The organism is Bradyrhizobium sp. B117 (genome assembly GCF_038969555.1).
Lineage (GTDB): Bacteria > Pseudomonadota > Alphaproteobacteria > Rhizobiales > Xanthobacteraceae > Bradyrhizobium.
Genome location: NZ_CP152414.1, coordinates 2,088,685 through 2,109,241 on the forward strand (window position 1 = coordinate 2,088,685; position 20,557 = coordinate 2,109,241).

At 63.0% G+C, this 20,557-nt stretch carries 21 protein-coding genes; 16 read left to right on the forward strand and 5 right to left on the reverse strand.

Annotated features, from left to right (window positions below):
- Window positions 1-325 precede the first annotated feature (325 nt).
- Window positions 326-526 carry a hypothetical protein gene (locus AAFG16_RS10235; protein ID WP_259222155.1) on the forward strand — a complete coding sequence of 67 codons (201 nt, stop codon included), beginning with the start codon at window positions 326-328 and terminating at the stop codon, window positions 524-526.
- A gap of 50 nt (window positions 527-576) precedes the next feature.
- Here the strand turns inward: AAFG16_RS10235 and AAFG16_RS10240 are convergent, their stop codons facing one another.
- Together AAFG16_RS10240 and AAFG16_RS10245 are read right to left on the reverse strand one after the other, a co-directional pair.
- Window positions 577-1,353 carry a sensor histidine kinase gene (locus AAFG16_RS10240; protein ID WP_342739032.1) on the reverse strand — a complete coding sequence of 259 codons (777 nt, stop codon included), beginning with the start codon at window positions 1,351-1,353 and terminating at the stop codon, window positions 577-579.
- Between the two features lie 98 nt (window positions 1,354-1,451).
- Window positions 1,452-1,835 carry a response regulator gene (locus tag AAFG16_RS10245; protein ID WP_041955390.1) on the reverse strand — a complete coding sequence of 128 codons (384 nt, stop codon included), beginning with the start codon at window positions 1,833-1,835 and terminating at the stop codon, window positions 1,452-1,454.
- An 862-nt stretch (window positions 1,836-2,697) separates the two neighbouring features.
- Between AAFG16_RS10245 and AAFG16_RS10250 the strand changes: the two genes are divergently transcribed.
- A complete protein-coding gene (locus AAFG16_RS10250; protein WP_244981007.1) occupies window positions 2,698-2,988 on the forward strand; it encodes a DUF1488 domain-containing protein in 291 nt (96 codons plus the stop codon).
- Window positions 2,989-3,391: 403 nt separating this feature from the next.
- Here the strand turns inward: AAFG16_RS10250 and AAFG16_RS10255 are convergent, their stop codons facing one another.
- Both AAFG16_RS10255 and AAFG16_RS10260 read right to left on the reverse strand, forming a co-directional pair.
- Window positions 3,392-3,706: a hypothetical protein gene (locus tag AAFG16_RS10255; RefSeq protein ID WP_220003145.1), complete on the reverse strand. Its 315-nt coding sequence runs from the start codon at window positions 3,704-3,706 to the stop codon at window positions 3,392-3,394.
- A gap of 396 nt (window positions 3,707-4,102) precedes the next feature.
- A complete protein-coding gene (locus AAFG16_RS10260) occupies window positions 4,103-5,791 on the reverse strand; it encodes a site-specific integrase (RefSeq protein WP_342739033.1) in 1,689 nt (562 codons plus the stop codon).
- Window positions 5,792-6,650: 859 nt separating this feature from the next.
- On the opposite strand from AAFG16_RS10260, the gene AAFG16_RS10265 reads away from it, so the two are divergent.
- The 3 genes from AAFG16_RS10265 (at window position 6,651) to AAFG16_RS10275 (ending at window position 8,499) form a co-directional block, all read left to right on the forward strand.
- Window positions 6,651-7,370, forward strand: a complete 720-nt coding sequence (locus tag AAFG16_RS10265) for a hypothetical protein (protein ID WP_342739034.1) — start codon at window positions 6,651-6,653, stop codon at window positions 7,368-7,370.
- Window positions 7,371-8,067: 697 nt separating this feature from the next.
- Window positions 8,068-8,235, forward strand: a complete 168-nt coding sequence (locus AAFG16_RS10270) for a hypothetical protein (RefSeq protein ID WP_342739035.1) — start codon at window positions 8,068-8,070, stop codon at window positions 8,233-8,235.
- A gap of 102 nt (window positions 8,236-8,337) precedes the next feature.
- On the forward strand, window positions 8,338-8,499 hold the full coding sequence (locus AAFG16_RS10275; RefSeq protein ID WP_342739036.1) for a DUF2934 domain-containing protein: 162 nt from the start codon (window positions 8,338-8,340) through the stop codon (window positions 8,497-8,499).
- Window positions 8,500-8,730: 231 nt separating this feature from the next.
- On the opposite strand, the gene AAFG16_RS10280 is transcribed toward AAFG16_RS10275, so the two are convergent.
- Complete coding sequence (locus AAFG16_RS10280; RefSeq protein WP_342739037.1) at window positions 8,731-10,521, reverse strand: peptide ABC transporter substrate-binding protein; 1,791 nt, start codon at window positions 10,519-10,521, stop codon at window positions 8,731-8,733.
- 234 nt (window positions 10,522-10,755) lie between these two features.
- Here AAFG16_RS10280 and AAFG16_RS10285 point away from each other — a divergent pair, with 234 nt between their 5' ends.
- The 11 genes from AAFG16_RS10285 to AAFG16_RS10335 all read left to right on the forward strand — a co-directional run bounded on the left by AAFG16_RS10285 (window position 10,756) and on the right by AAFG16_RS10335 (window position 20,547).
- Window positions 10,756-10,950 (forward strand): hypothetical protein, encoded by a 195-nt coding sequence (locus tag AAFG16_RS10285; protein ID WP_283084432.1) that lies wholly within the window; start codon window positions 10,756-10,758, stop codon window positions 10,948-10,950.
- A 131-nt stretch (window positions 10,951-11,081) separates the two neighbouring features.
- Window positions 11,082-11,264: a hypothetical protein gene (locus AAFG16_RS10290; protein ID WP_342740884.1), complete on the forward strand. Its 183-nt coding sequence runs from the start codon at window positions 11,082-11,084 to the stop codon at window positions 11,262-11,264.
- Window positions 11,265-11,467: 203 nt separating this feature from the next.
- On the forward strand, window positions 11,468-12,250 hold the full coding sequence (locus tag AAFG16_RS10295) for a MetQ/NlpA family ABC transporter substrate-binding protein (RefSeq protein ID WP_342739038.1): 783 nt from the start codon (window positions 11,468-11,470) through the stop codon (window positions 12,248-12,250).
- A gap of 125 nt (window positions 12,251-12,375) precedes the next feature.
- Complete coding sequence (locus tag AAFG16_RS10300) at window positions 12,376-13,422, forward strand: putative FMN-dependent luciferase-like monooxygenase (RefSeq protein ID WP_342739039.1); 1,047 nt, start codon at window positions 12,376-12,378, stop codon at window positions 13,420-13,422.
- Between the two features lie 3 nt (window positions 13,423-13,425).
- Window positions 13,426-14,025 carry a CMD domain protein gene (locus tag AAFG16_RS10305; RefSeq protein ID WP_283086843.1) on the forward strand — a complete coding sequence of 200 codons (600 nt, stop codon included), beginning with the start codon at window positions 13,426-13,428 and terminating at the stop codon, window positions 14,023-14,025.
- 15 nt (window positions 14,026-14,040) lie between these two features.
- On the forward strand, window positions 14,041-14,619 hold the full coding sequence (locus tag AAFG16_RS10310) for an alkylhydroperoxidase domain protein (protein WP_342739040.1): 579 nt from the start codon (window positions 14,041-14,043) through the stop codon (window positions 14,617-14,619).
- Window positions 14,620-14,678: 59 nt separating this feature from the next.
- Window positions 14,679-15,830, forward strand: coding sequence for an ABC transporter substrate-binding protein (locus tag AAFG16_RS10315; RefSeq protein ID WP_342739041.1), 1,152 nt, complete (start codon window positions 14,679-14,681; stop codon window positions 15,828-15,830).
- Between the two features lie 25 nt (window positions 15,831-15,855).
- Complete coding sequence (locus AAFG16_RS10320; protein WP_342739042.1) at window positions 15,856-17,679, forward strand: ABC transporter permease; 1,824 nt, start codon at window positions 15,856-15,858, stop codon at window positions 17,677-17,679.
- Entirely contained in the window at window positions 17,679-18,512 is an 834-nt protein-coding gene (locus tag AAFG16_RS10325) for an ABC transporter ATP-binding protein (RefSeq protein WP_342739043.1), read from the forward strand. The genes AAFG16_RS10320 and AAFG16_RS10325 overlap by 1 nt, the downstream gene beginning before the upstream one ends.
- Complete coding sequence (locus AAFG16_RS10330; protein WP_342739044.1) at window positions 18,509-19,249, forward strand: ABC transporter ATP-binding protein; 741 nt, start codon at window positions 18,509-18,511, stop codon at window positions 19,247-19,249. Before AAFG16_RS10325 ends, AAFG16_RS10330 begins: the two co-directional genes overlap by 4 nt.
- A 263-nt stretch (window positions 19,250-19,512) precedes the next feature.
- Window positions 19,513-20,547: a HoxN/HupN/NixA family nickel/cobalt transporter gene (locus AAFG16_RS10335; RefSeq protein WP_342740885.1), complete on the forward strand. Its 1,035-nt coding sequence runs from the start codon at window positions 19,513-19,515 to the stop codon at window positions 20,545-20,547.
- The last annotated feature ends 10 nt before the right edge of the window (window positions 20,548-20,557 follow it).

Genomic DNA, 20,557 nt, shown 5'->3' on the forward strand with positions numbered 1-20,557 from the left:
TGGCACCGAGCACCGCGCCGATAAGCGACGCGGGCTATCCCAGTACATGCGGCGATCAGACCAAATGCTAATCCGCGTCCGTATGTCTTGCTGAGCAATATTGCTCAGTCCAGGAGCCAGCGCTTCAGAAAGGACGCGGGTTGAACGAGGCACAGGTCTACGGATGCCGCGAATGCGGGCCTGACTCCTTGACCGATCTTGCAATCACTTCTCGGAAAATGTGAGCAATATTGATCAGCGGCCGGTCAGGTGGTGCGCGATCTTGGTGCTTTGCCGTCCGATTCGCTTCACGACTACAGGTGACGACCCCGCAAAGGAGCATCACATGCCCGAAATCTTCGCACGACCCGAGCCCTCGCTTATTCCGATCGCAAGACCGCGCTGTCCGAAGTGCCAAGGCCGCATGACGCTGACCCGGATCGAATCGGACCACGGCAATCCTGACCTGCGAACTTTCGAATGCCCCAATTGCGAGCTCGTCTGCCGGTTGACGGCAGATGAACAAGTAATATCGCTCAAGACCTAGGGGCCCGAAGCCCGAAAAGGGAGTCCATCACGCGATACGTCGCGCACGAGCTATGTGGCCGGGGTGCTCAGTGCGGCTATCGGCGCTTCGAACGTGTACGAAAACCCCGTCGACGCATAGGTTAGTTGCACGTCACCCCGCAACTGCTTGCCCAGGGTTTCGATCAGCCGTGTTCCGAAGCTGCGCTTTGCGGGCGGCTGGACGATCGGGCCATTCTTTTCGGTCCAGGTGAGGTGCAAGCGTTGTGTCGCTTGGTCCACCGTCCAGATGATGTCGACGCGTCCCTCCGGGACCGACAGGGCGCCAAACTTGGTGGTATTCGTGCAAAGCTCGTTGAGCGTCATCGCGACGGCGATGACGGCACCCGACGCCATCCGGATATCGGGTCCCGTGATCGAGAATTTCGATTCGTCGGGATTGTCGAAGGCTTCGACGGCGCTGCGAACGACCGTGCCAAGATCGGCGCTGGACCATTTTGCCTGCAGAAGGAGATCGTGCGCCCGGCCGAGTGCCAAGAGCCGGCCCTCGATGGCGCGCTGCGCGTGCTCAACCCCCTGCAGGTTGCGCAGGCTCTGGGAGACGATTGCGGCGACGGTCGCGAGCGTGTTCTTGATGCGGTGATGCAGCTCTTCGAGGATCAGCTTCTGCAGCTTGTCGGATGCCTCGCGTTCTTTGGCATCGATACCGGCCTTGGCAAGCAGGCTCCTCGTATTGATCTCAGCCTGCGCCAGGAGTAACCGCAGGCTGACATTCTCTGCCGCCAGAAAGTCCTGGTGGAATTCTGCGCCGCCGGGGCGCCTGTCTGTGCGGAGATCGACTTCAAGCATTTGCAACTGTATCACCTTGGGCGGGGTACCGCACTTGATTTCGGCCGGGCGTTGGCATTGAAAGGTCTGGCGGCATCCGGCGCCAAGAACCACGAGATTCAGGCGTGGCCTATCATGCTGCGCATCTGGGCTATGACTTGCCAGGCTTGGAGTGGCTTGCCGAAAAATCTGCTACAGGGGGGAAGATCGATGCTCGATGGGTTCAATTGTCCCGACACCAGGATGATCTTGATCGCCGGCCAACGCTTATGCACGGTATGCGCAAGACTCAGGCCGTCCATGCTGCCGGGCAATTGAATGTCGGTGCATATGAGCGCGATGTCGGACCTGGATTCGAGGATTGCGACGGCTTCGTCGGTATCCAGAGCTTCAACCGGCGTGTAACCGGCGTCTTCCACCATGTCGACCGCGCGCATGCGGAGCATCATCTCGTCCTCTACGACGAGAACGACGGCCGGACTGCGTGAAAGATCGGGCACCATCGGATGGGCATCCACGGGAAAACGGGTGTGACTGAAACAAGCGATTGATCTGAGACAAGCATCTCGGTGCCCCTACGATCCATGCCCAGGTGCTGTTTTCCTAAATATCCGAGTTTGGGCCTGAACGGTGGAGCGCGGGAAGAAGATAGCTCTCAACCGTCATTTTGCTGGCACGCCGACCCTGCCGCTGAAATGCTCGAGCATTTCAGCGGCGTTCTCCAGGATCGTAGCCATTTTCATCGCATCCGCACGCTCGTCTCCCGGCGGCATCTTGCGGGCTCTATCCAGGGCGTCTGCCGCCCGGATGTTCAGCTTGCAAGCTAACGAGGATTGGACTCGCTTGACTGGCCGGAATGAGCGGTTGGCTTGAGCTGACGGCGCGGGCCCACCGAGGGAAACTACCACTGAATAAGCATCGCAGCAGCGATCAGCAGCACAAAGAAGATCGGCAGCAGTACCGGAGGCACCAGCCACTCGCGAACGCTGAATTTGGAGATATCTGACATAGTAACCGCCTCTAGGTCGCGGCGGGAGCACGATGCTCTCAGTCACCGATAACAGCCGAGGGGCGGGCGGTGATGCCTAGGATATAGTGCCGATCCGCAGAATAACCAGGCCAGGCGCGACTATTTGCTGTGGCGGGATCGAGCGGGGTTGTGATCCGCTTCCAGCATACCCAGTTAGAGGTTGGCGCAACCGGATCGCTCCAACGTCCCTCCCTTCGCGCTTCGCGCCAAGCTTTGGCTACCGGATACCTTGTCAGCGTATCGACCGGTTGCACGCGAGTGCGTCGGAGACAGGATCGGCTATCGCCATCGAATATGCCGCGACGCAAATCGCGTGCAGCCGGCACGGAGGTCTCGTGCTCCGACAACTGATCGGCCCCGACAACATGATCGAGTTTCCGAACCATAGCCGGTCATATGACCGCACGCGGCGTGCCGTACGATTTTGGGGACACGACAGCGCTATTGAGGCATCGTTTTTCATCAACGAAAATGCGCTGAAGCGAATTCAACCAGATATCGGTTACGACGAGTCGGGTTTTCTGCGCGCGTTCGATTCCAATCGCGACTTGATATGCGCCGCCGCTGCCAAGGTGTACGTCCGCGGCAGCAGGGGCTCTTACGACCTGGTCGCCGCTAATTTTTGAACCGATCCTGCGTCTGCAGGCTCGGCCTGATCAGCGAAACTGCTCGACGAATGGCGAAACGTCGGCCCCGGCCATCTGAAAAATCTCGGCTGGGCTGACACCAGGGTAGCGGCAAAGTTGAACCGAGACTGCACCCGAGCACCTCTCTCAGGAGAATGTCATGGACCCAAATTTTACGCTTACCTTCCTGTCGTGTGGAGGAATTTTTCTTCTCGCGTTTGTCGCGATCGGGGCGTTCTGGTTTGCGGAACGGTTGCGAGGGACGAACGCTCCTCGCATCGGAAAGTCGGGCTAGATCACATCGGACGCCGAGTGAGCATGCGATCTATGCCATTTGAAGATGAGCCCCAATGAAAATGGCCGCGGACTACTCCGCGGCCATTTTTATAAGGTATCTCGTCTATCAGTATCGGTCGGTCCCGATTCCGACGCTCACGCCGGGAGCTCTGAAACCGATGCCGCCGCGGTCTTCATAGCCGCGTCGCTCGATGTAACGCTCGCGAGGAGCATATCCGTAAGCATCGCGCCCGTCGCGGACGATAACATGGCGTTCGCCGCGTTCACGCCAGCAGCGACCATCTTCATTGCAGACCATGCGAACGTTTTGAATGTTGCTCTCCGGTACGACTGATACATTGGCGGAAAGCGGGGCGGCTGAAGCGGCGGTCACAATGAGCGTACTTGCGGCGGCTGCCAGAGTGATTGCGAAGGTTTTCATAATAGCATTTCTCCAAAAGTGATTGTGTCAGTGAGCCAATAGGCTCGCGACAGGATTGTTCCAGGAGCCCGGCTAAGAATGTTGTCAAACGCAGGATGCAGGCCGCGAAGCAGGGATTCCAAGTTGAAGGCGGCTTGATACCCACAGCCGAGAAAACCCGTCCGACGTCGGACGCGGAAGGGGCGCAGGCCCCCTCGGTTAGATCGCGACTTAAACTGAATGTCGGTATCGGTGGTTGCGTCTCCGGGATTTGAGCCCGGCTCGCGATCATATAGACGGCAATGGATGGCGCACACGAAGCCAAGCTTCTCGATTGCCGATTGATTTCAATGACATACGAGTTCGCAGTTTTATTCTGAATGGCGCGCCATTCAGAATAGTCCAACGAACTCTGACTCAGTACGTCTTCAGCATTGTGAGCTCGCCGGCATCGGCTCGGTTTTTGGCGGCGAGCAAGATCTCCCTCATCTGCTTGATCACCTGCGGTTCTAGGGCTTCGATCTTCGCCGCGATCTGCGGATCAAGAATGCCTTTGCGGCCATACCGCCCTCGAACGTCGCTGGCGTGCCCGAGAATGCGATCGCGCGTGCGCTGTGCGATCGCTTCATTGTCCAGCCAGTCGGCCATCAGATGCCGCGTGGAATAGAGGGTAAGGTCCGCGCGATCGAGTTTCAGTTTCGTCTTCACGTACTGCCATGCCTTGCTCAGCGGCTGCGACCAGCGGATCGTGCCGTCCTTCCGAGTATAAGCATCCCATTCGGGGAAGAGTCGGTCTTCCTTCTGGTCCATCAGTTCCTGCATCCGATCGAGCAGTCCCAGTTCGATGAGGAGCGGATGGATCGGAATGACGCGCCCAGCGGCGTTCGTTTTTAGATTGCGCAAATCCTTGACTGCGACGCGCCCGTTGCGGGCATCGAACGGGCGCAAGTCAAAATAGTAAAATTCACCATCTGTGCGGATGTCTGCGCATTTGAGCTGGCCGACCTCGCCCGGTCTCATGCCGGTGAGGATGCAGATCAAGAAGCCCCAGTAGATGTGGGATTGCACGAAGTACCCGCCCGGCTGCCAGACGTGGACGCGGTTCTTGCAGCCGGTGAAGAGCGGCAACTGCAACAGGATCAGCAACTCGTCATCATCGAAGGCGTCGCGCGGCAGCGGCGCCAGGTTTTCCGGGTCGATGCACACGAACTTGGGACGCGGTCCGCGATAATGCTTTTCAGCGATGGCGAAGTCGACGAACTTATAGAGCCCGGCCCAATACCTGCTCTTGATGGTCGTGGTGGTCACGCGCTCGAGCTTCGACCACTTGGTCGATTCCGCATATTTGTAGCGCTGGAACAGCGTCTCGGAGAATTTTCGCGGGATGTTGTCGCGATTGGGGATGTCCGGCAGCGCCTCGTCGAGCAGCTTCCACTTGGGTTCGGTCAACTCGTCCATCCGAGGATCGCCCAGAAGATCGACGGCGAACTGGACGACCGGCGCCGCTTCGCCGCGGCCCTTTGCCGTGTGCTTGCGCTTGCGGTCTAACGGCTTGAGAAACTCCGCCAGCACATCGGACATCCGGCAGGAATTGTTTTCGGCAGCCTGATTGTTGCATGCGGGGTCCGCGGCTGGCGAGATCGACCCGACGTTCGGTGCCGGAAGCACCTGAAGCCGTTGAGCGACGGCATCCTGGACGAGGCGATCGATCATCGCGATAGGATCAAACGGCTGTACCACCGGCGGGGTGGTGGGCGTCGTCCAGCCTTCCTTGACCGCCTCGGCCGCCTCGTGCCGGCCGTCTTCATAGGCGCGCCGAACGTTCAGGCGGGCGATCTCGCTCTCGGCCGCCTTGTTCTGGTTAACGAAGTCGACCCAGGTGCTCGGCATGCGAGGAAAACGCTGCTGGTAGGCATAGCCGCGCTCCTGCGCGCGGGCCAGGTAGCGCCTGACTTCGTGCTCGAAGGCGCAGCGCTCGGCCAGCAGCCGCTCGTCGGCCGGCACGCCACGGTCGACATAGACGTGCAGCCGGGCGTCGAGGACGGTCCCCAACGCCTCCAGGTCCGGAGCCGCGATCAGCTCCTGCACCCATCCGAGATTGTCCATCAACCGCCGCCTCGCCTCATCGAAGTTTCCGGTCCTGAGGCTGACACGGAGGAGGGGCAATCCGAAGAGCTGAGCTGCCTGTTTCCCCAACCGAATCTGCAGGAAATAGCGACCGTCGCCGCGCCGGGCGAGGTAGGAGGGACGTGCCACGCGTAGGCCTTTCGGGGGAGCGGGGCGGGTGAGACATCCGGGTGGGATGTAACACCGTCAAATCCGCTACCACATTCCGGCCAAGCTACTGGAAAATCTTAAGATTTCGCTTCGGTTTTGGACCTGGCAGCGCGTCCCTCCCCCGCTACCAATTTGATTTCATTTGTAATTCATCAGATTTTTGGCGCTTATTTTCTCGCGTCGACCGCTTGAAAATCCTCCTCGTACAAGATTCGTACAAGTTGCAATTGGCTGACCGCAGATTTCTTACAGCGGGTTTGGCTTACCTTAACCGCAGCATAGTGGATGATGCCGATTGACGCCCCAGCCTTGGGGTGGGCCGAGATCACGTTCGGCTGCAGGGGAAAAGACTCTTGGAAACGCGACCGGATCAAGTGAAGCCTGTAGACTGATGTCATTCAGCGATGCCTGATCTTGTAATGTCCAGTCACCATCCGTCTGCGATGATCAAAGAGCTTCGTCAGCTACTGGCATCGGCAATCGCCGATGCCAAAGCTTACGATGTGCCCGCTTTGTGTCGTCGCTTGAACCTGGGCGATGGGGACGAACAGGAAGCCTTCGCGAGCAAATACAAGTACGCCCACCGCCGTCTAGTCGAGTTGTCCGAGCAGGTTGTAGCGAGTGCTCGTCAGCTCCTAGCCGAAGAACAACACTCGATCTCGGCGAACAACTGGCTAGGATCGATGAATTGTCTAGCTCGGCGGTGACTACGCTCACGCGGCGACGGCTAGTCGCCCTATTCGCGGATATTCCGATTTCGCGCGAAATCGATGATGTCGAACTGGTAGCTGGCCTTTGGCCGATCGGCTCTCGCCGTGCACCGCCCGCGAGCGATGAACTGTCGTTCGAGGATTTTCTTCGCCGGCAGGCCTTTTTGAACGATCGTCTCAGACCGCAGGATTTGGAGACGCTCGGGCTTCTTACCTGCTCCCGTGCCCAACTGTTCAAATTCCTTGCGGCCGTCACGTCGCCAGAAGCGCGAACCGGACCAGAGCAGCATGAACTCGCTCAGAAAATCGACGCTCTGTTGCGACACGATGGATATACGCTTGGGCTGGCTGGGCGAATCTCGGGCAGTCCATTCTATGCGGTGCGTCTGGTCCCGGTCGGGTCTCCCGCTGACGAAAGAATTTCCGCAGCTTTGGCTGCTTTCGACCCGACGCAGGTGCCCGCGCGCTGGACCGCAGCTTTGGAGCGGCGCGGCTTGGAGCCTGCTGGCGCGATCACGCTGGCTCGCACGTTGCTTGAGGACGTGTGCAAATGGATGCTGGACCAGGCACAGGAGACTTGGCAGGAAGCCAATGATTTACCGGTCCTATATCGCAAGCTCGCCAAGGTCTTGAAGCTTGCACCGGACGACCACACTGAACAGGTATTCAAGCAGAGCCATCGTCGATCAAGTGCTTGATCGCATCGCCGTTGCGACGATGCTGAGCCTAAATACCTTAAAGTTGCGAGTCGACCCTGAGCGCCTCGTTTAATGTCGCCACCTTTTTCCGTCGGGCAACACACCCGCACCCCCGTCAACCCCTCCCCATAAAAATATTCCACTTTACCGAAATTCGGAAATAGCGTACATCTCGCCCATCCCGGCACATCCTTGAGGGGCGATCGTGAGGTCGTCACGTTTTGCGAGCTGGGGTTGCGGTGGACGCGGCAGCGTCGGGCGCGAGAGGTTAGGGCAGGGCGGATTGCTCTCCGTGAGCCCGAAACCGCGCGTGGACGAACGGCGCTGTCAGGTTCGTCTCGCCAGCAAGTTTTCGGCTCCGTCGACAGGGCTGGAAAAACTGCGGCGAACCAGCGAGCCGTGCGTACGGCAAAACCGTGTGGTCCTGGCCGTCGTTGCTACGGTCAAGCTCTTGCGGATGCGGCGCTTGCGTCAACCGGCGCGGCGTCGGCGACTTTCGCGGAAGTGAGGGAGGCCAGAACGAACTCGGCTCCCGGGAGAGCACGGCATAAGCCGTCCGACCATTGCGCAGGGAAGGCCGAGTGATTGGCTCCACCTGTATGCTGCTGTGCGGTCCTCCTTCGCGCACTTTTCGCGCAGCGGACCGCGGGTGCGAGGTCAGCACCCGGCCTTCCCTGCGCCCTCTTGACTCGCGAGGGTGAGCGATGAAGTAAAGCTCGGGCGGATTGCGCCGCGAGAGCGCGAAGGCGTGTCTGCTGTTGTCTGCTGTTCGACGATCGAGGCCGACCACAGGCTTGGCGGTCGACACGGAATCCGCCTGACGACGTCAGACGTGAAGGAACACTTCAACATGATCGAAGCTTGAATCGGCGGGCCGGCATCGCCGCCGATGGCTGGCCTGCGCGGTCCCGCCTCCAGCCCCCCATACCCCCAGGGCGGGGCTGCGCTTCATGATGAGGAGACGCAATTGTCCGAGCCGAACGAGCAAGAGATCAGGGAGCGCGCACATCAATTGTGGGAGCGTGCCGGCAAGCCGGAAGGCCGCAAGGATGAATTCTGGCACGCGGCCGAGCAGGAGCTGCGCAACGAGAACAGGTCCAGCACCATGCGGACGCCGGATACACTGTGACCGGCGCCTCGCGATCAAGAAAAAGCCGCCGGGTTCTGCACCCTGGCGGCTTCGAGAAGTCCTGAGCTGTTGATCGCCTCCCCAGCCTCATGCGTACCGCCGTTACCTTGTTTGCGGCCATGCTTGGGGAGTCTAGGCGAGGGCGCCTGATTCTGCTGTGACCTGAAGCACACATCACGCCGAATGTCGCAAAGCCCGCGGGCCTTGCGTTCGCCGCGCCTCCGCGCGTCCTCAGACCCGATACCAGCTTGCCAGATTCCACGTGATGGTGTCCCAGCCCGAGATATCGGTCATCAGGCTGTTGACGCTTGAGTTGACGATGTGGCGCGAGAGCAGCGGCAGGAAGACGTGGGCCTCGCAGAAGGTCTCGTCGACCTCGATCAGCAGCGCGGCGCGCTTGACCGGGTCGAGCTCGCTCTGCGCGGCCTTGTAGGCCTTGTCGGCTTCGGGATCGGAATAGCGCGAATTGTTGCGGCCGAGCCATTTGTTGTCCTTGGTCGCGATCTCCCAGGACACGCATTGGTTCAGCAAGCGCTCCGGATCGGGCTGCGGCTGCGTCGTGTTGTACATCTCCATGTCGGCGTAGAATTTCGAGTAGGTGTCGGGATTGCCGACATCCGAGGAGAAGAACACCGATGCGGTGACCGCCTTGATCTCGATCTCGATGCCGGCCTTCTGGCAGGCCTGCTTGATGATGGCCTGCGTCTTCTGCCGCGGGCCATTGGTCGAGGTCTGGAACACGTATTTGAGCTTCTTGCCGTCCTTCTCGCGGATGCCGTCCGCGCCCCTGGCCCAGCCGGCCTCGTCGAGGATCTTGTTCGCCTTGTCGATGTCGAACTCGTATTTCAGCTTGGGGGACTTGAACTGCTTGGGGGCGTTGACGAAGCTCGCGGTTGCGAGGGCGCCGCGTCCATAGATGAACTTCTGGATCGAATCGCGGTCGATCAAGAGATTGATCGCGCGGCGAACGGCGGGATCGGACAGCGTCGGGTGCTTGGTCTTGACGTTCGACCGCTCGCCGTCGACCTCGGTCCAGGGGTCCGTCGTGTTGAGGATGATGAACTCGACATTGCCGGAAGGCGTGATGTCGAGCTTGCCTTTGCCGCCCGCCTCCATGCGCTTGAGGACCTCCTCCTCCACCTGCATGTTCCAGGCGAAGTCGTATTCGCCGGTCTGCAGCACGGCGCGCGCCGCGGAGACCGCGTCGCCGCCGCCCTTGATCTCGAGCGTGTCGAAATGCGGTTGGTTCTTGATGTGATAGTCGGGATTGCGTTCGGCGCGGATCAAGTCGCCCGGCTTGAACTCGACGAACCTGTACGGCCCGGTGCCAACGGGCTTCAGATTGCCGGGAGCCTCGCGTGACTTTGCGCCGATATAATCGGCGAAATGATGCTTCGGCAGAATCTGGCCGACCTGGCCGCCGACGAACGGGTCGGCCCAGAACGGCGTCGGCGCCTTGAAGATCACCTTGACGGCGTGGTCGTCGATCTTCTCGACCGTGATGTTCTGATAGGAGCCCGTGGTGAACGCCGCGGTCGCGGAATCCGCGGCGTATTGCCAGGTGAAGACGACGTCGTCGGCGGTGAAGGGCTTGCCGTCATGCCATCTGACGCCCTGCTTCAGCTTCCAGATCACGCTCATGCCGTCGGCCGCAAGGCCGCCGTTCGCCTTGGTCGGGACCTCTGCGGCAAGGCAGGGGACGAGATTGCCGTCCTTGTCCCAGCCGGCGAGCGGCTCGAAGAAGATGCGCGAGGCGATCTGGTCCTTGGTGCCGAGCGCGAAATGCGGATTGAGCAGGGTGGGCGCCTGCCAGAGCAGGAGCTTCAGCAGGCCGCCGCCGCCGGCCTTGGTCGGCTTGTAGGGCAGCGTGGCGTCCGCCATCGCCACGTCGTTCCAGAGCAGGATCTGGCTTGCAACAGGCGCCGCAATCCCGACCGTCGCCATTGTCCGGATGAACGAGCGTCGCGACAGGGTGCCTTGCTTCACCTCCGCGACCAGGTTGCGGATTTCGTTCTCGTCCATCAGATGGCCTCCACTTGGAACATTCGTCGCCAGCACCCCATCATGTTTCATCATGGACGAGGCGGCAATGCCGGCAAGGGACGGCAGGAGCGGAAAACCCTGCGGCGAAATGGCGGAGGCACACGCCCGACAAGCGTGGTCGGTCGCCGGCAACGCCTGCATTCACGGGGACGGAGGTGGAACGCCGCAGCGCGACAGCCGTTCCATCTTTTTAGGCGGGATCAGGAGGCACCGATGGGCGAGGGCGAAGACCATTTTGCGCGGCTGCTCGGGCGCGCGGCGATGGACGTGTGGGGCGACATGCCCCGCGACATCCAGGAGGCGCTGTTCGAGACCGCGATGAAGCAGCGCGACGGCGAGCGCGAAGACCTCGCACGGCTGCTGCACGCGCGTCACCCCCGCACGCAGCATCCGGTAAAGCCCGCTTGAAGCGCCGGGCCGTTCGTCCCCAAGGAGGAACGTTCACAAACGAACCTCGTTTTCCAGACGGCCGTTGCGTCAGACGCGGTGGGCGCGAGAGGTACGCGAATTTGTTCGGCGAGGTGATCTTCGTGAGCGACATGTTTATCGGAATGTCGATCGGAAAATGGTACGATCCGATCTCGGAGCGGTGGATCGCGCCGCCCAAGGCCAAGCCGGCCGTTGGCCGCTCACGCTCGGAGCCGGAGACAAGCCCCGACGTGCGCAAACGGTGCGAAACGCAGCGCATATGGAATCTGCTGGTCGACAGCGCGCGAGGATGACGTCGAGAGCTTGCGGCTGGCGGTGACGCGCCGGCCGCCCGTCGCGGGCCTGATCGCCGCCGCGAATTCGTTTCACGTTCGGTGGTGAATCGAGAAGGCGCAGCCCATGACCTGCCGCCAATATGGATATTCATTTCATTGATTTCGCACGGCGGAGAAGCGAATACGGTTCCCATCATTGCCGCTGACTGCCGGAGACCAAGATGTCGTTTCGCCTTCCCCTGATCCTCGCAACCGTGCTCGCCGCCTGGTCCACTGCCGCGAGCGCCGAGACCATCAAGATCGGCGTGACGCCAGGACCGCACGCGCAGATCCTCGAGGCGGTGAAGCCGATCGCCGCCAAGCAGGGCCTCGACATCCAGCTGATCGAATTCTCCGACTACGTCGTGCCGAACGCCGCGCTCGATGCCGGCGAGATCCAGGCCAATTCGTTCCAGAACCAGCCTTATCTGGACAACCAGAAGGCCGACCGCGGCTACAAGATCGAGGCCGTCGCGCTGACCGTGAACTTCCCGATCGGCGTCTATTCGAAGAAGCACAAGGCCTTCGCCGATATCCCTGAGGGCGGCAAGGTCTCGATCCCGAACGACCCGACCAATGGCGGCCGCGTGCTGCTGCTGTTGCGCGACAAGGGCGTGATCAAGCTGAAGGAGGGCACCGGCTTCAAGCCGACGGTGCTCGACATCACCGAGAATCCGAAGAAGCTGAAGTTCATCGAGGTCGACGCGGCGCAGGCCCCGCGCGCGCTCGACGACGTCGACGCCGCCGCGATCAACACCAATTATGCAACCCAGGCGGGCCTCGATCCGGTCAAGGACCCGATCCTGCGCGAGGACCCGAAGGGCCCCTATGTCAACCTGATCGCAGTGCGCGCCGCCGACAGGGACAAGCCCTGGGTCAAGACCCTCGTGGACAGCTACCACACGCCCGAGGTCAAGGAGTTCGTCCTGACCAAGTTCAAGGGCGCGGTGCTGCCGAGCTGGTAGGCAATCTGCCTAGCCAGGCTTCAGGGGCGGGGCCGTCCCGGCGGGCAGCCTTGCGCAATGCCCGCTTGTCTGGAGCTGCGCCAACCGACATCATCGGGGCCCATCCTCGCCCGGCAGGGGTCGTAATGAAACGCTTCGCAAACCTGAAACGACTGGGATTCTTCACGCGCCTCCTCGACGAGGCGCCGCCCGCCGAGCGCTACCGCTTCGCCGCCGAGCAGATCGTCCGGGCCGAGAAGGCGGGCCTCGATTCCGCGTGGATCGCGCAGCATCATTTCCACGAGCGCGAAGGCGGCCTGCCGTCGCCGTTCACCTTCCTGGGCTATGTTGCAGCCCTGACCTCGCGCATCCGCCTCGGCACCGGCATCGTGACGCTGCCGCTCGAGAGCGCGGTGCGGGTGGCGGAAGACGCTGCCGTCCTCGATCTCATCTGCAACGGCCGCTTCGAGCTCGGCGTCGGCACCGGCGGCAACCCGTCGGCCTTTGCCGCCTTCGGCCTCGACAGCACCCAGCGCAACGAGATCTTTGCCCGCAATCTCAAGATCGTCCGCGCCGCGCTGACCGGCAAGCCGCTCGAAGGCGGCGACACGCTCTATCCGCAGCGGCCGCAATTGGACGGCCGGATCTGGCAGGCGACGTTCTCGGTCGCCGGCGGTGCCCGCGCCGGCAAGGCGGGCGACGGCCTGCTGTTGTCGCGGACCCAGCCGCGGACCAAGGACGGGCCGAAGGCCACGCTCGCCGAGATCCAGAACCCGATCATCGATGCCTATCTCGAAGCGCTGCCGCCGGGCTGCGAGCCGCGCATCATGGCCTCGCGCAGTGTCTTCGTCGCCGACGACCGCGCCGAGGCGATGCGCCTCGCAGACATCGGGCTGCGGCGCGCGCTGCCGCAGTTCATGAAGGGCGGGCACCTTCCCCCCGGCGAGACTCTGGAAGAGATGATCACGGCGTTCGACACCCATGTCGGCGCGGCCGACGACGTCATCGCCTCGCTCCGCACCGATGCCACGCTGGAGCGGGTGACCGATCTGGTCTTCCAGGCCCATTCGGTCGATGCGCCGCATCCCTCTATTCTGCGCTCGATCGATCTGGTCGCCGAGAAAGTCGCGCCGGCGCTGGGCTGGGTCCGGCCGGCGGCGGCCGATGGGCATCAACGTGTTGCACGAGGCTGAATGATGAGCACGACGGATATCATCGACACGCTGGCGGGGATCGAGCCGGGCTCGGCCCTGGACGCCATCCGCGCCCGCCGTCTTCAGGCGCGCGAGAATGCTCAAAAGAGCTATCTCTCGCTGTTCGAACCGATCGATGCCGGCGAGTTCTCGCTGGTGGAACGCGCGGCAGTCGCGCTCTTCGTCATCGGCCTGCATCGGGAGCCCAATGTGACCGCCTTCTACCGCGCGAAGCTAGCTGCGACCACCGATGGCGCGCGTTTGGTCGAAGCAATCGAAGCTGAAATCGGCCGCGGCGAAACCTCGGGGCCGTACGGCGCGTATCCGGCCGGACCGTTGTCGATCGAGAACACGGCCGGCTTGATCTACCGCGTCAGCGCGGAGGGCAAGTCCGTTCTTGGCGCAAGGCTCGCTGCGGCCTTCGAACATGCGCATCTGCTGGTGTTCCGCCCGCGCGATGCCGCCTCCGCCGACATGAAGGCGCTGCTCGCCGCCGGCTGGTCGACCACCGGCATCGTCACGTTCTCCCAGCTCGTCGCATTCCTGTCGTTCCAGGTGCGCGTCGTCAGCGGCTTGCGCACGCTCGCAGCCGTGAACGCATAAGAGAAGGCCGCAATCATGAGCGCCACCGTCTATCCGCCCGTCGTCTTCACCCAGGATGAGCTCGGCTGGGTCTCCTGGGTCGAGCCGCTGCCCGAGGCCGAGCTGACCGAACGGCATTTCAATGGCCTGGTCGATCGCGCCCGCGCCAAGTCGGAATACTTTCGTCTCTTGGTGCGCGATCCCGAGGTGCTGGAGGCCCGCACCAAGACGGACAAGGACATCTTCTACAACGTCGCCGACGGCCTGCCGCGCGCCGAGCGCGAGCTCGCTGCTGCCGCGACCTCGCGCTACAACGGCTGCATCTATTGCGCCTCGGTGCACGCGCGCTTCGCCAGCACCTATTCCAAGCGCCGCGACGATGTGCAGCGCCTGCTCGACGAGGGCGTCAAGGCCGATCTCGGCGAGCGCTGGAATGCCGTGGTCAAGGCCTCGGTGGCGCTGGCGGCGACGCCGATCGCGTTCGGTCCTGAAAATATCGCGGAGCTGCGCCGGGGTGGGCTCGACGATGCCGAGATCGTCGACGTCATCAACGGCGCCTCGTTCTTCAACTGGGCGAACCGGCTGATGCTGTCGCTCGGTGAGCCCTCGAAATAGGCAATCTCACCGGCACAAGAATTGCTGCTTGTATCAACATTGAGTGGATGGAGCCGTGCATGAGCAACATCAATCGCCGAACCCTGGTCAAAGGCTCGCTCGCCATGATGGCGGGCGCCGCCTTCTCGCGCGCTGCCTTCGCGGACGCTGAGCCGATCCTGCTCGGCGTCAGCGGTCCCTTGACCGGACCGAATGCGCAATATGGCACGCAGTGGAAGCAGGGTTTTGATCTCGCGCTCGACGAGATCCAGGCGGCCGGTGGCATCAACGGCCGCAAGCTCGCCTATCAATTCGAGGACAGCCAGAGCGATCCTCGCCAGTCGGTCGCGATCGCGCAAAAGTTCGTCTCCGATCCCCGCATCGTCATGGAGCTCGGCGACTTCTCCAGTCCCGCCTCGATGGCGGCCTCGCCGATCTATCAGCGCGGCGGCCTCGTGCAGTTCGGCTTCACCAATTCGCACCCTGACTTCACCAAGGGCGGCGACTTCATGTGGAGCACGTCGGTCAGCCAGGCCGACGAGCAGCCGCTGCTGGCACGCTATGCGGTGAAGCGGCTCGGCCTGAAGAAGCTCGCGGTGCTGCACCTCAACACCGATTGGGGCCGCACCAGCCGTGACTATTTCGTCAACGCCGCGAAGGAGTATGGCGCGGAGATCGCGGTCACCGAAGGCTACATCGCGGAGGAACGCGACTTCCGCTCCACGCTGGTGCGTGTGCGCGATGCCAATCCGGACGGACTGATCCTGATTTCCTATTACTCGGACGGAGCGCTGATCGCGCGCCAGGCGCGCCAGGTCGGATTGAAGCAGGTGATCTGCGCCGCAAGCTCGGTCTATTCGCCGAAATTTTTGGAGCTCGGCGGCGAGGCGGTCGAGGACGTCCATGTCGGCACGCGCTACTTCCCGGAAGATCCACGGCCCGAGGTGCAGAAATTCATTGCCGGCTTCAAGAAGAAGTACAACGGGCTGGAGCCCGACGCCTTCAATGCCTATTCCTATGACGCGATGAACATGGCGGCCGCGGTGGTGAGGATCGGCGGCGCCGACCGCAAGGCGATCCGCGACGGCTTCACCAAGGTCAAGGACGTCCCGAGCGTCATCTTCGGCACCGCGACGTTCGACGTCGCGACCCGCCGCGTCAAGGGCGCCATGAATGCCGAGCTGGTCGTGCGCAAGGGCCAGTTCGCACTCTGGGACGGCAAGCCGACCTGACCTTTCTCCTCATTAGGAACCTAGCGTGTCCTCCTGGCTCGACTACACGATCAACGGGCTGATCGTCGGCAATGTCTACGCTCTCGTTGCGGTCGGGCTCGCGCTCATCTTCGGCGTCAGCCGGCTGATCAACTTCGCGCAAGGCTCGATCTATCTGGTCGGCGCCTATATCGGCTGGGTCGCGGTGGTGCAGCTGCATACGCCGCTGCCGCTCACCATCATCGTGGTGGCGGCGGCCGCAGCAGTGGTCGGCCTGATCATCGAGCGGTTCGGCCTGCGGCCGCTGCAGAACTCGGTGCGCATCGCGCCGCTGCTTGCGACCATCGGCATCAGCTTCGTGCTCGATCAGCTGGTGATGCTGACCTTCTCGCCCAACCCGCGCGCGCTGCCGAGCCAGTTGCCTGATGTCCGCTTCCAGGTCGGCGGCGGCACCATCGGTCCGCTCGATCTCCTCATCGCCGGCGTCGGCATCACCAGCGCGCTCTTGCTGTTCGTGTTCCTGCGCTACAGCAAGCTCGGCTGGGCGGTGCGCGCGGCCTCGCAGGACCGCGACGCCGCGATGCAGATGGGCGTCGACGTCAACCGCGTCAATCAGGCGGTGTTCGGCATTGCCGCCGCGCTCGGCGGCGTCTCCGGCATGCTGGTCGGCATGTACTACAACCAGATCGACACCGCGATGAGCCTGCAGGCGACGCTGAAGGGTGTCGTCGCCGAGGTCGTCGGTGGCGCGGGCAACGTGCCCGGCGCGGTGATCGGCAGCCTGCTGCTGGGATTGGTCGAGAGCTACGGCGTCGCCGTGTTCGGCACCAGCTATCGTAACCTGTTCGCGTTCCTGCTGCTGGTCGTTGTGCTCGTGCTGCGTCCGAACGGATTGTTCGCCAGCGCGCGGCAGGCGCCGCCCGAGCCGCTCACCGGCACCTTCATCGCGCCGAGCCGCCCGGTGCGCATTCCGCGCTGGGCCTTGGCTGTCGCAGCCGCGATCTTCGCGCTCCTGCCGTTCTTCCCGGTGTCCTTCTATGTGCTCCAGACCCTGATCAATGCTTGGCTGCTCGGCATGCTCGCGCTCAGCCTGACGCTGGTGGCGGGCACGATGGGGCAGGTTTCGCTCGGGCACGCCGCGCTGCTCGCGATCGGCGCTTATACCTCCGCGCTGCTGTCGTTGACCCTCAACGTTCCGGTCGGTCTCGCCATCATCGCCGGCGGGCTGATGAGTGCGGCGCTCGGCACGACGCTGATCTCGCCGTCGTTCCGCCTGCGCGGGCACTACGTATCGATCGCGACGCTCGCGATCGGCGAGATCGTCTCGCTGGTGATCCTGAACTGGGAAAGCGTCACGCGCGGCCCGATCGGCATCTCCGGCATCCCGCCGCTGTCGCTGTTCGGCTACGATCTGGTCAGCCCGGCATCGATCTACTGGTTCAGCTTTGCCGTGATGGTCGCACTCGCACTGCTGCAGGGCCGCTTGCTCACTTCGCATCTCGGCCGCAGCTTTCGCGCCATCCGTGACGACGACATTGCCGCGCGCGCCTATGGCCTCAGCCTCAACCGCTACAAATCGCTGGCCTTCATCTTCGGCGGGTTCGCCGCCGGCGTCAGCGGCGGCATCGCCGCGCATCTCTACTCCTACATCAACCACGAGACCTTCAACACGCAGCAATCGATCCTGGCGCTGACCGTCGTGATTCTCGGCGGCCTCGGCAATGTCGTCGGCGCCATCGTCGGGGCGGTGGCGCTGGTTGGCCTGCCGGAAGTGTTTCGGATCGCGGCGGAGTACCGCATCCTGATCTACGGCATCGTGCTGCTGCTGCTCGTGCGGTTCAGGCCGCAGGGCCTGCTGGGGACGATGTGATGGCGGAGCCCATGCTGTCCCTGCGCGGGCTGACGCGCCGCTTCGGCGGCCTCACCGCCGTCGATGCCATCGATCTCGATCTCGCCAGGGGCGAGCTGATCAGCATCATCGGTCCCAACGGCGCCGGCAAGACGACGCTGTTCAATCTCGTGACCGGGCTCGACCGGCCTGATGCCGGCGTGGTCCACTTCGAAGGTCAGGACATCACGGGCTTGTCGCCGGAGCGGCTCGCGGCCGAAGGCATCGCGCGTACCTTCCAGCTCGGCCGCGTCTTCGGCAATCTCAGTGTCATGGACAACGTCCTGATCGGCGCCCACACGCGGCTGCGAGCTGTGAAGCCGGCCGTGCCGGTGATCGGCCCGCTGCTGGAGCTGGGCCTGGCGTTGTTGCGCCCCTCGAGCGTCAAGGCGGAAGAAGAACGGCTCCGCGAAGAAGTGAAGGCCATCCTCGCCCGCTTCGGCGAGCGATTGCTGCCGCGCATCGACCAGCCGGCCTACAGCCTGTCCTATGCCAACCGCCGCCGTGTCGAGATCGCGCGTGCGCTCGCGCTCAAGCCGCGCTTGTTGCTGCTGGACGAGCCGACCGCCGGCATGAACCCGACCGAGACGGCGGAGATGCAGGCCCTTGTCGCCGAGCTGAAGGCCGAGGGCCTGACCATCCTCCTGATCGAGCACAAGCTGGAGATGGTGATGCGCCTCTCCGACCGCGTCATCGTCATGGACGAGGGCAAGAAGATCGCGGAAGGGCCGGGCGAAGAGGTGCGGAGCGATCCAAAGGTGATCGAAGCCTATCTCGGCCACGGCCTGACGCCGGAGCAGGAGAGCGCGGCATGACGGCGAGCACACCCGAACCGCTGCTGGCGCTATCGAACGTCAATACGTTCTACGGCCAGGCCCAGGTGCATTTCGATCTCTCGATCACGGTTGGGCGCGGCCATATCGTCTGCCTGCTCGGCGGCAATGCCAGCGGCAAGTCGACGACGATGAAGATCATCTTGGGACTCGTGAAGCCGCGTGCGGGCGATGTGACTTTCGATGGTGCTTCGCTGCTAGGTTTGACCACGCCGCAGATCGTCCGCCGTGGTATCGCTTCGGTGCCGGAAGCGCGGCGATTGTTCGCGGACATGAGCGTCCGCGAAAACATCCTGATGGGCGCCTTCGTGCGCAACGACCGCGATGCGGTGGCGCAGGATCTCGACAGGATGCTCACGCTGTTCCCAAAACTCGGGCAGCGGCTGTCGCAGCGTGCCGGCTCGCTCTCCGGCGGCGAGCAGCAGATGGTGGCGATGGCGCGCGCGCTGATGAGCCGTCCCAGGATGATCGTGATGGACGAGCCGACCATGGGCCTGTCGCCGCTCTATGTCGACCGCGTGCTGGAGCTGATCCGCACCATCAACCAGGAGGGCGTCTCGGTCTTCATGGTCGAGCAGAACGCCAGCCTCGCGCTCGAGATCGCGCACGAGGCCTATGTGCTCCAGACCGGCAGGATCGTGCTGTCCGGCCCGGCGCGGGCCCTGAAGGACGACCCCCGCGTCCGCGATGCCTATCTCGGCGGCTCCGAGGCGGCGTAGCACGGACGCTTCCACATCGTCATGGCCGGGCTTGACCCGGCCATCCACGCCTTAGCCAACGGGCACGAAGAACGTGGATGCCCGGGACAAGCCCGGGCATGACGAACCTCCCTGCAAATTTCGCATACGGGATCGTCCGGCGATAGTTGGGGGCTGGCCCGTGTGATCATTCTATGAAAAGATCACACCACTGACGCAATGTCGCGCGCAGTGCACGGATTGAATTCGTGACGAGATGGTCCTTGCGGGCGGTCGAGCCCGGGATGGCGTTGCTGTTCGGCGGGCTCATTGCCGCCAACGTCGCCGCATGGGTCTGGGCCTTCGCGGCGTTCGGCGATCGTCCGACGGTGATGGCGACCGCGCTGCTGGCCTGGGTGTTCGGGCTGCGTCACGCCGTCGATGCCGACCACATCGCCGCCATCGACAATGTCGTGCGCAAGCTGATGCAGGCGGGCGATACGCCGCGCAGCGCCGGGCTTTATTTTGCGCTCGGCCATTCCACCATCGTCGTGGTCGCGGCCATGCTGCTCGCGCTCGGCGTCGTCAGTCTTGGCGCCGACAGCCTGCTCAAGCAGATCGGCAGCCTGATCGGCACCTGGGTGTCGGCGCTGTTCCTGCTCGTGATCGCGGCCATCAACCTCGTCATCTTCGCCGGCCTATGGCGGGCGTTCCGCATCGCGCGCGAGCAGGGCGTTCACGACGCCGAAGGGCTAGACGCGCTGCTCGCCAATCGCGGATTTCTCGCGCGGCTGCTTGGCCCGATGTTCCGCCTGGTGACGCGGCCGTGGCACATGTATCCGCTCGGCGTCCTGTTCGGCCTCGGCTTCGACACCGCGACCGAGATCGGCCTGCTCGGCATCTCCGCCACGGAGACCGCGCACGGCGCCTCGCTCGCCGATATCCTGGTCTTTCCCGCGTTGTTCGCATCAGGCATGGCGCTGGTCGACACCGCGGACTCTACGCTGATGGTCAGCGCCTATCGCTGGGCCTTCGTCGATCCCTTGCGAAAACTCTGGTACAACCTCACCATCACTGGCGCTTCCGTCGCGGTGGCGCTGCTGATCGGCGGCATCGAGGCGCTCGGGCTGATCGCCGATCGGCTTGGTCTGTCCGGAGGCGTGTGGGTGCTGGTCGACGGTCTCAACGGATCGCTCGCTAATCTCGGTTTTGCCGTGATCGCGTTGTTTGCGATCGCCTGGCTCGTCTCGGTCGCGCTCCACCGCCGCATGTTTGCTGACGATCGCGGTGTCGCGCCTGACATGCTGATCGATGCGACCGAGGTGCCGCGACGGGCCTGAATCCCCGGGA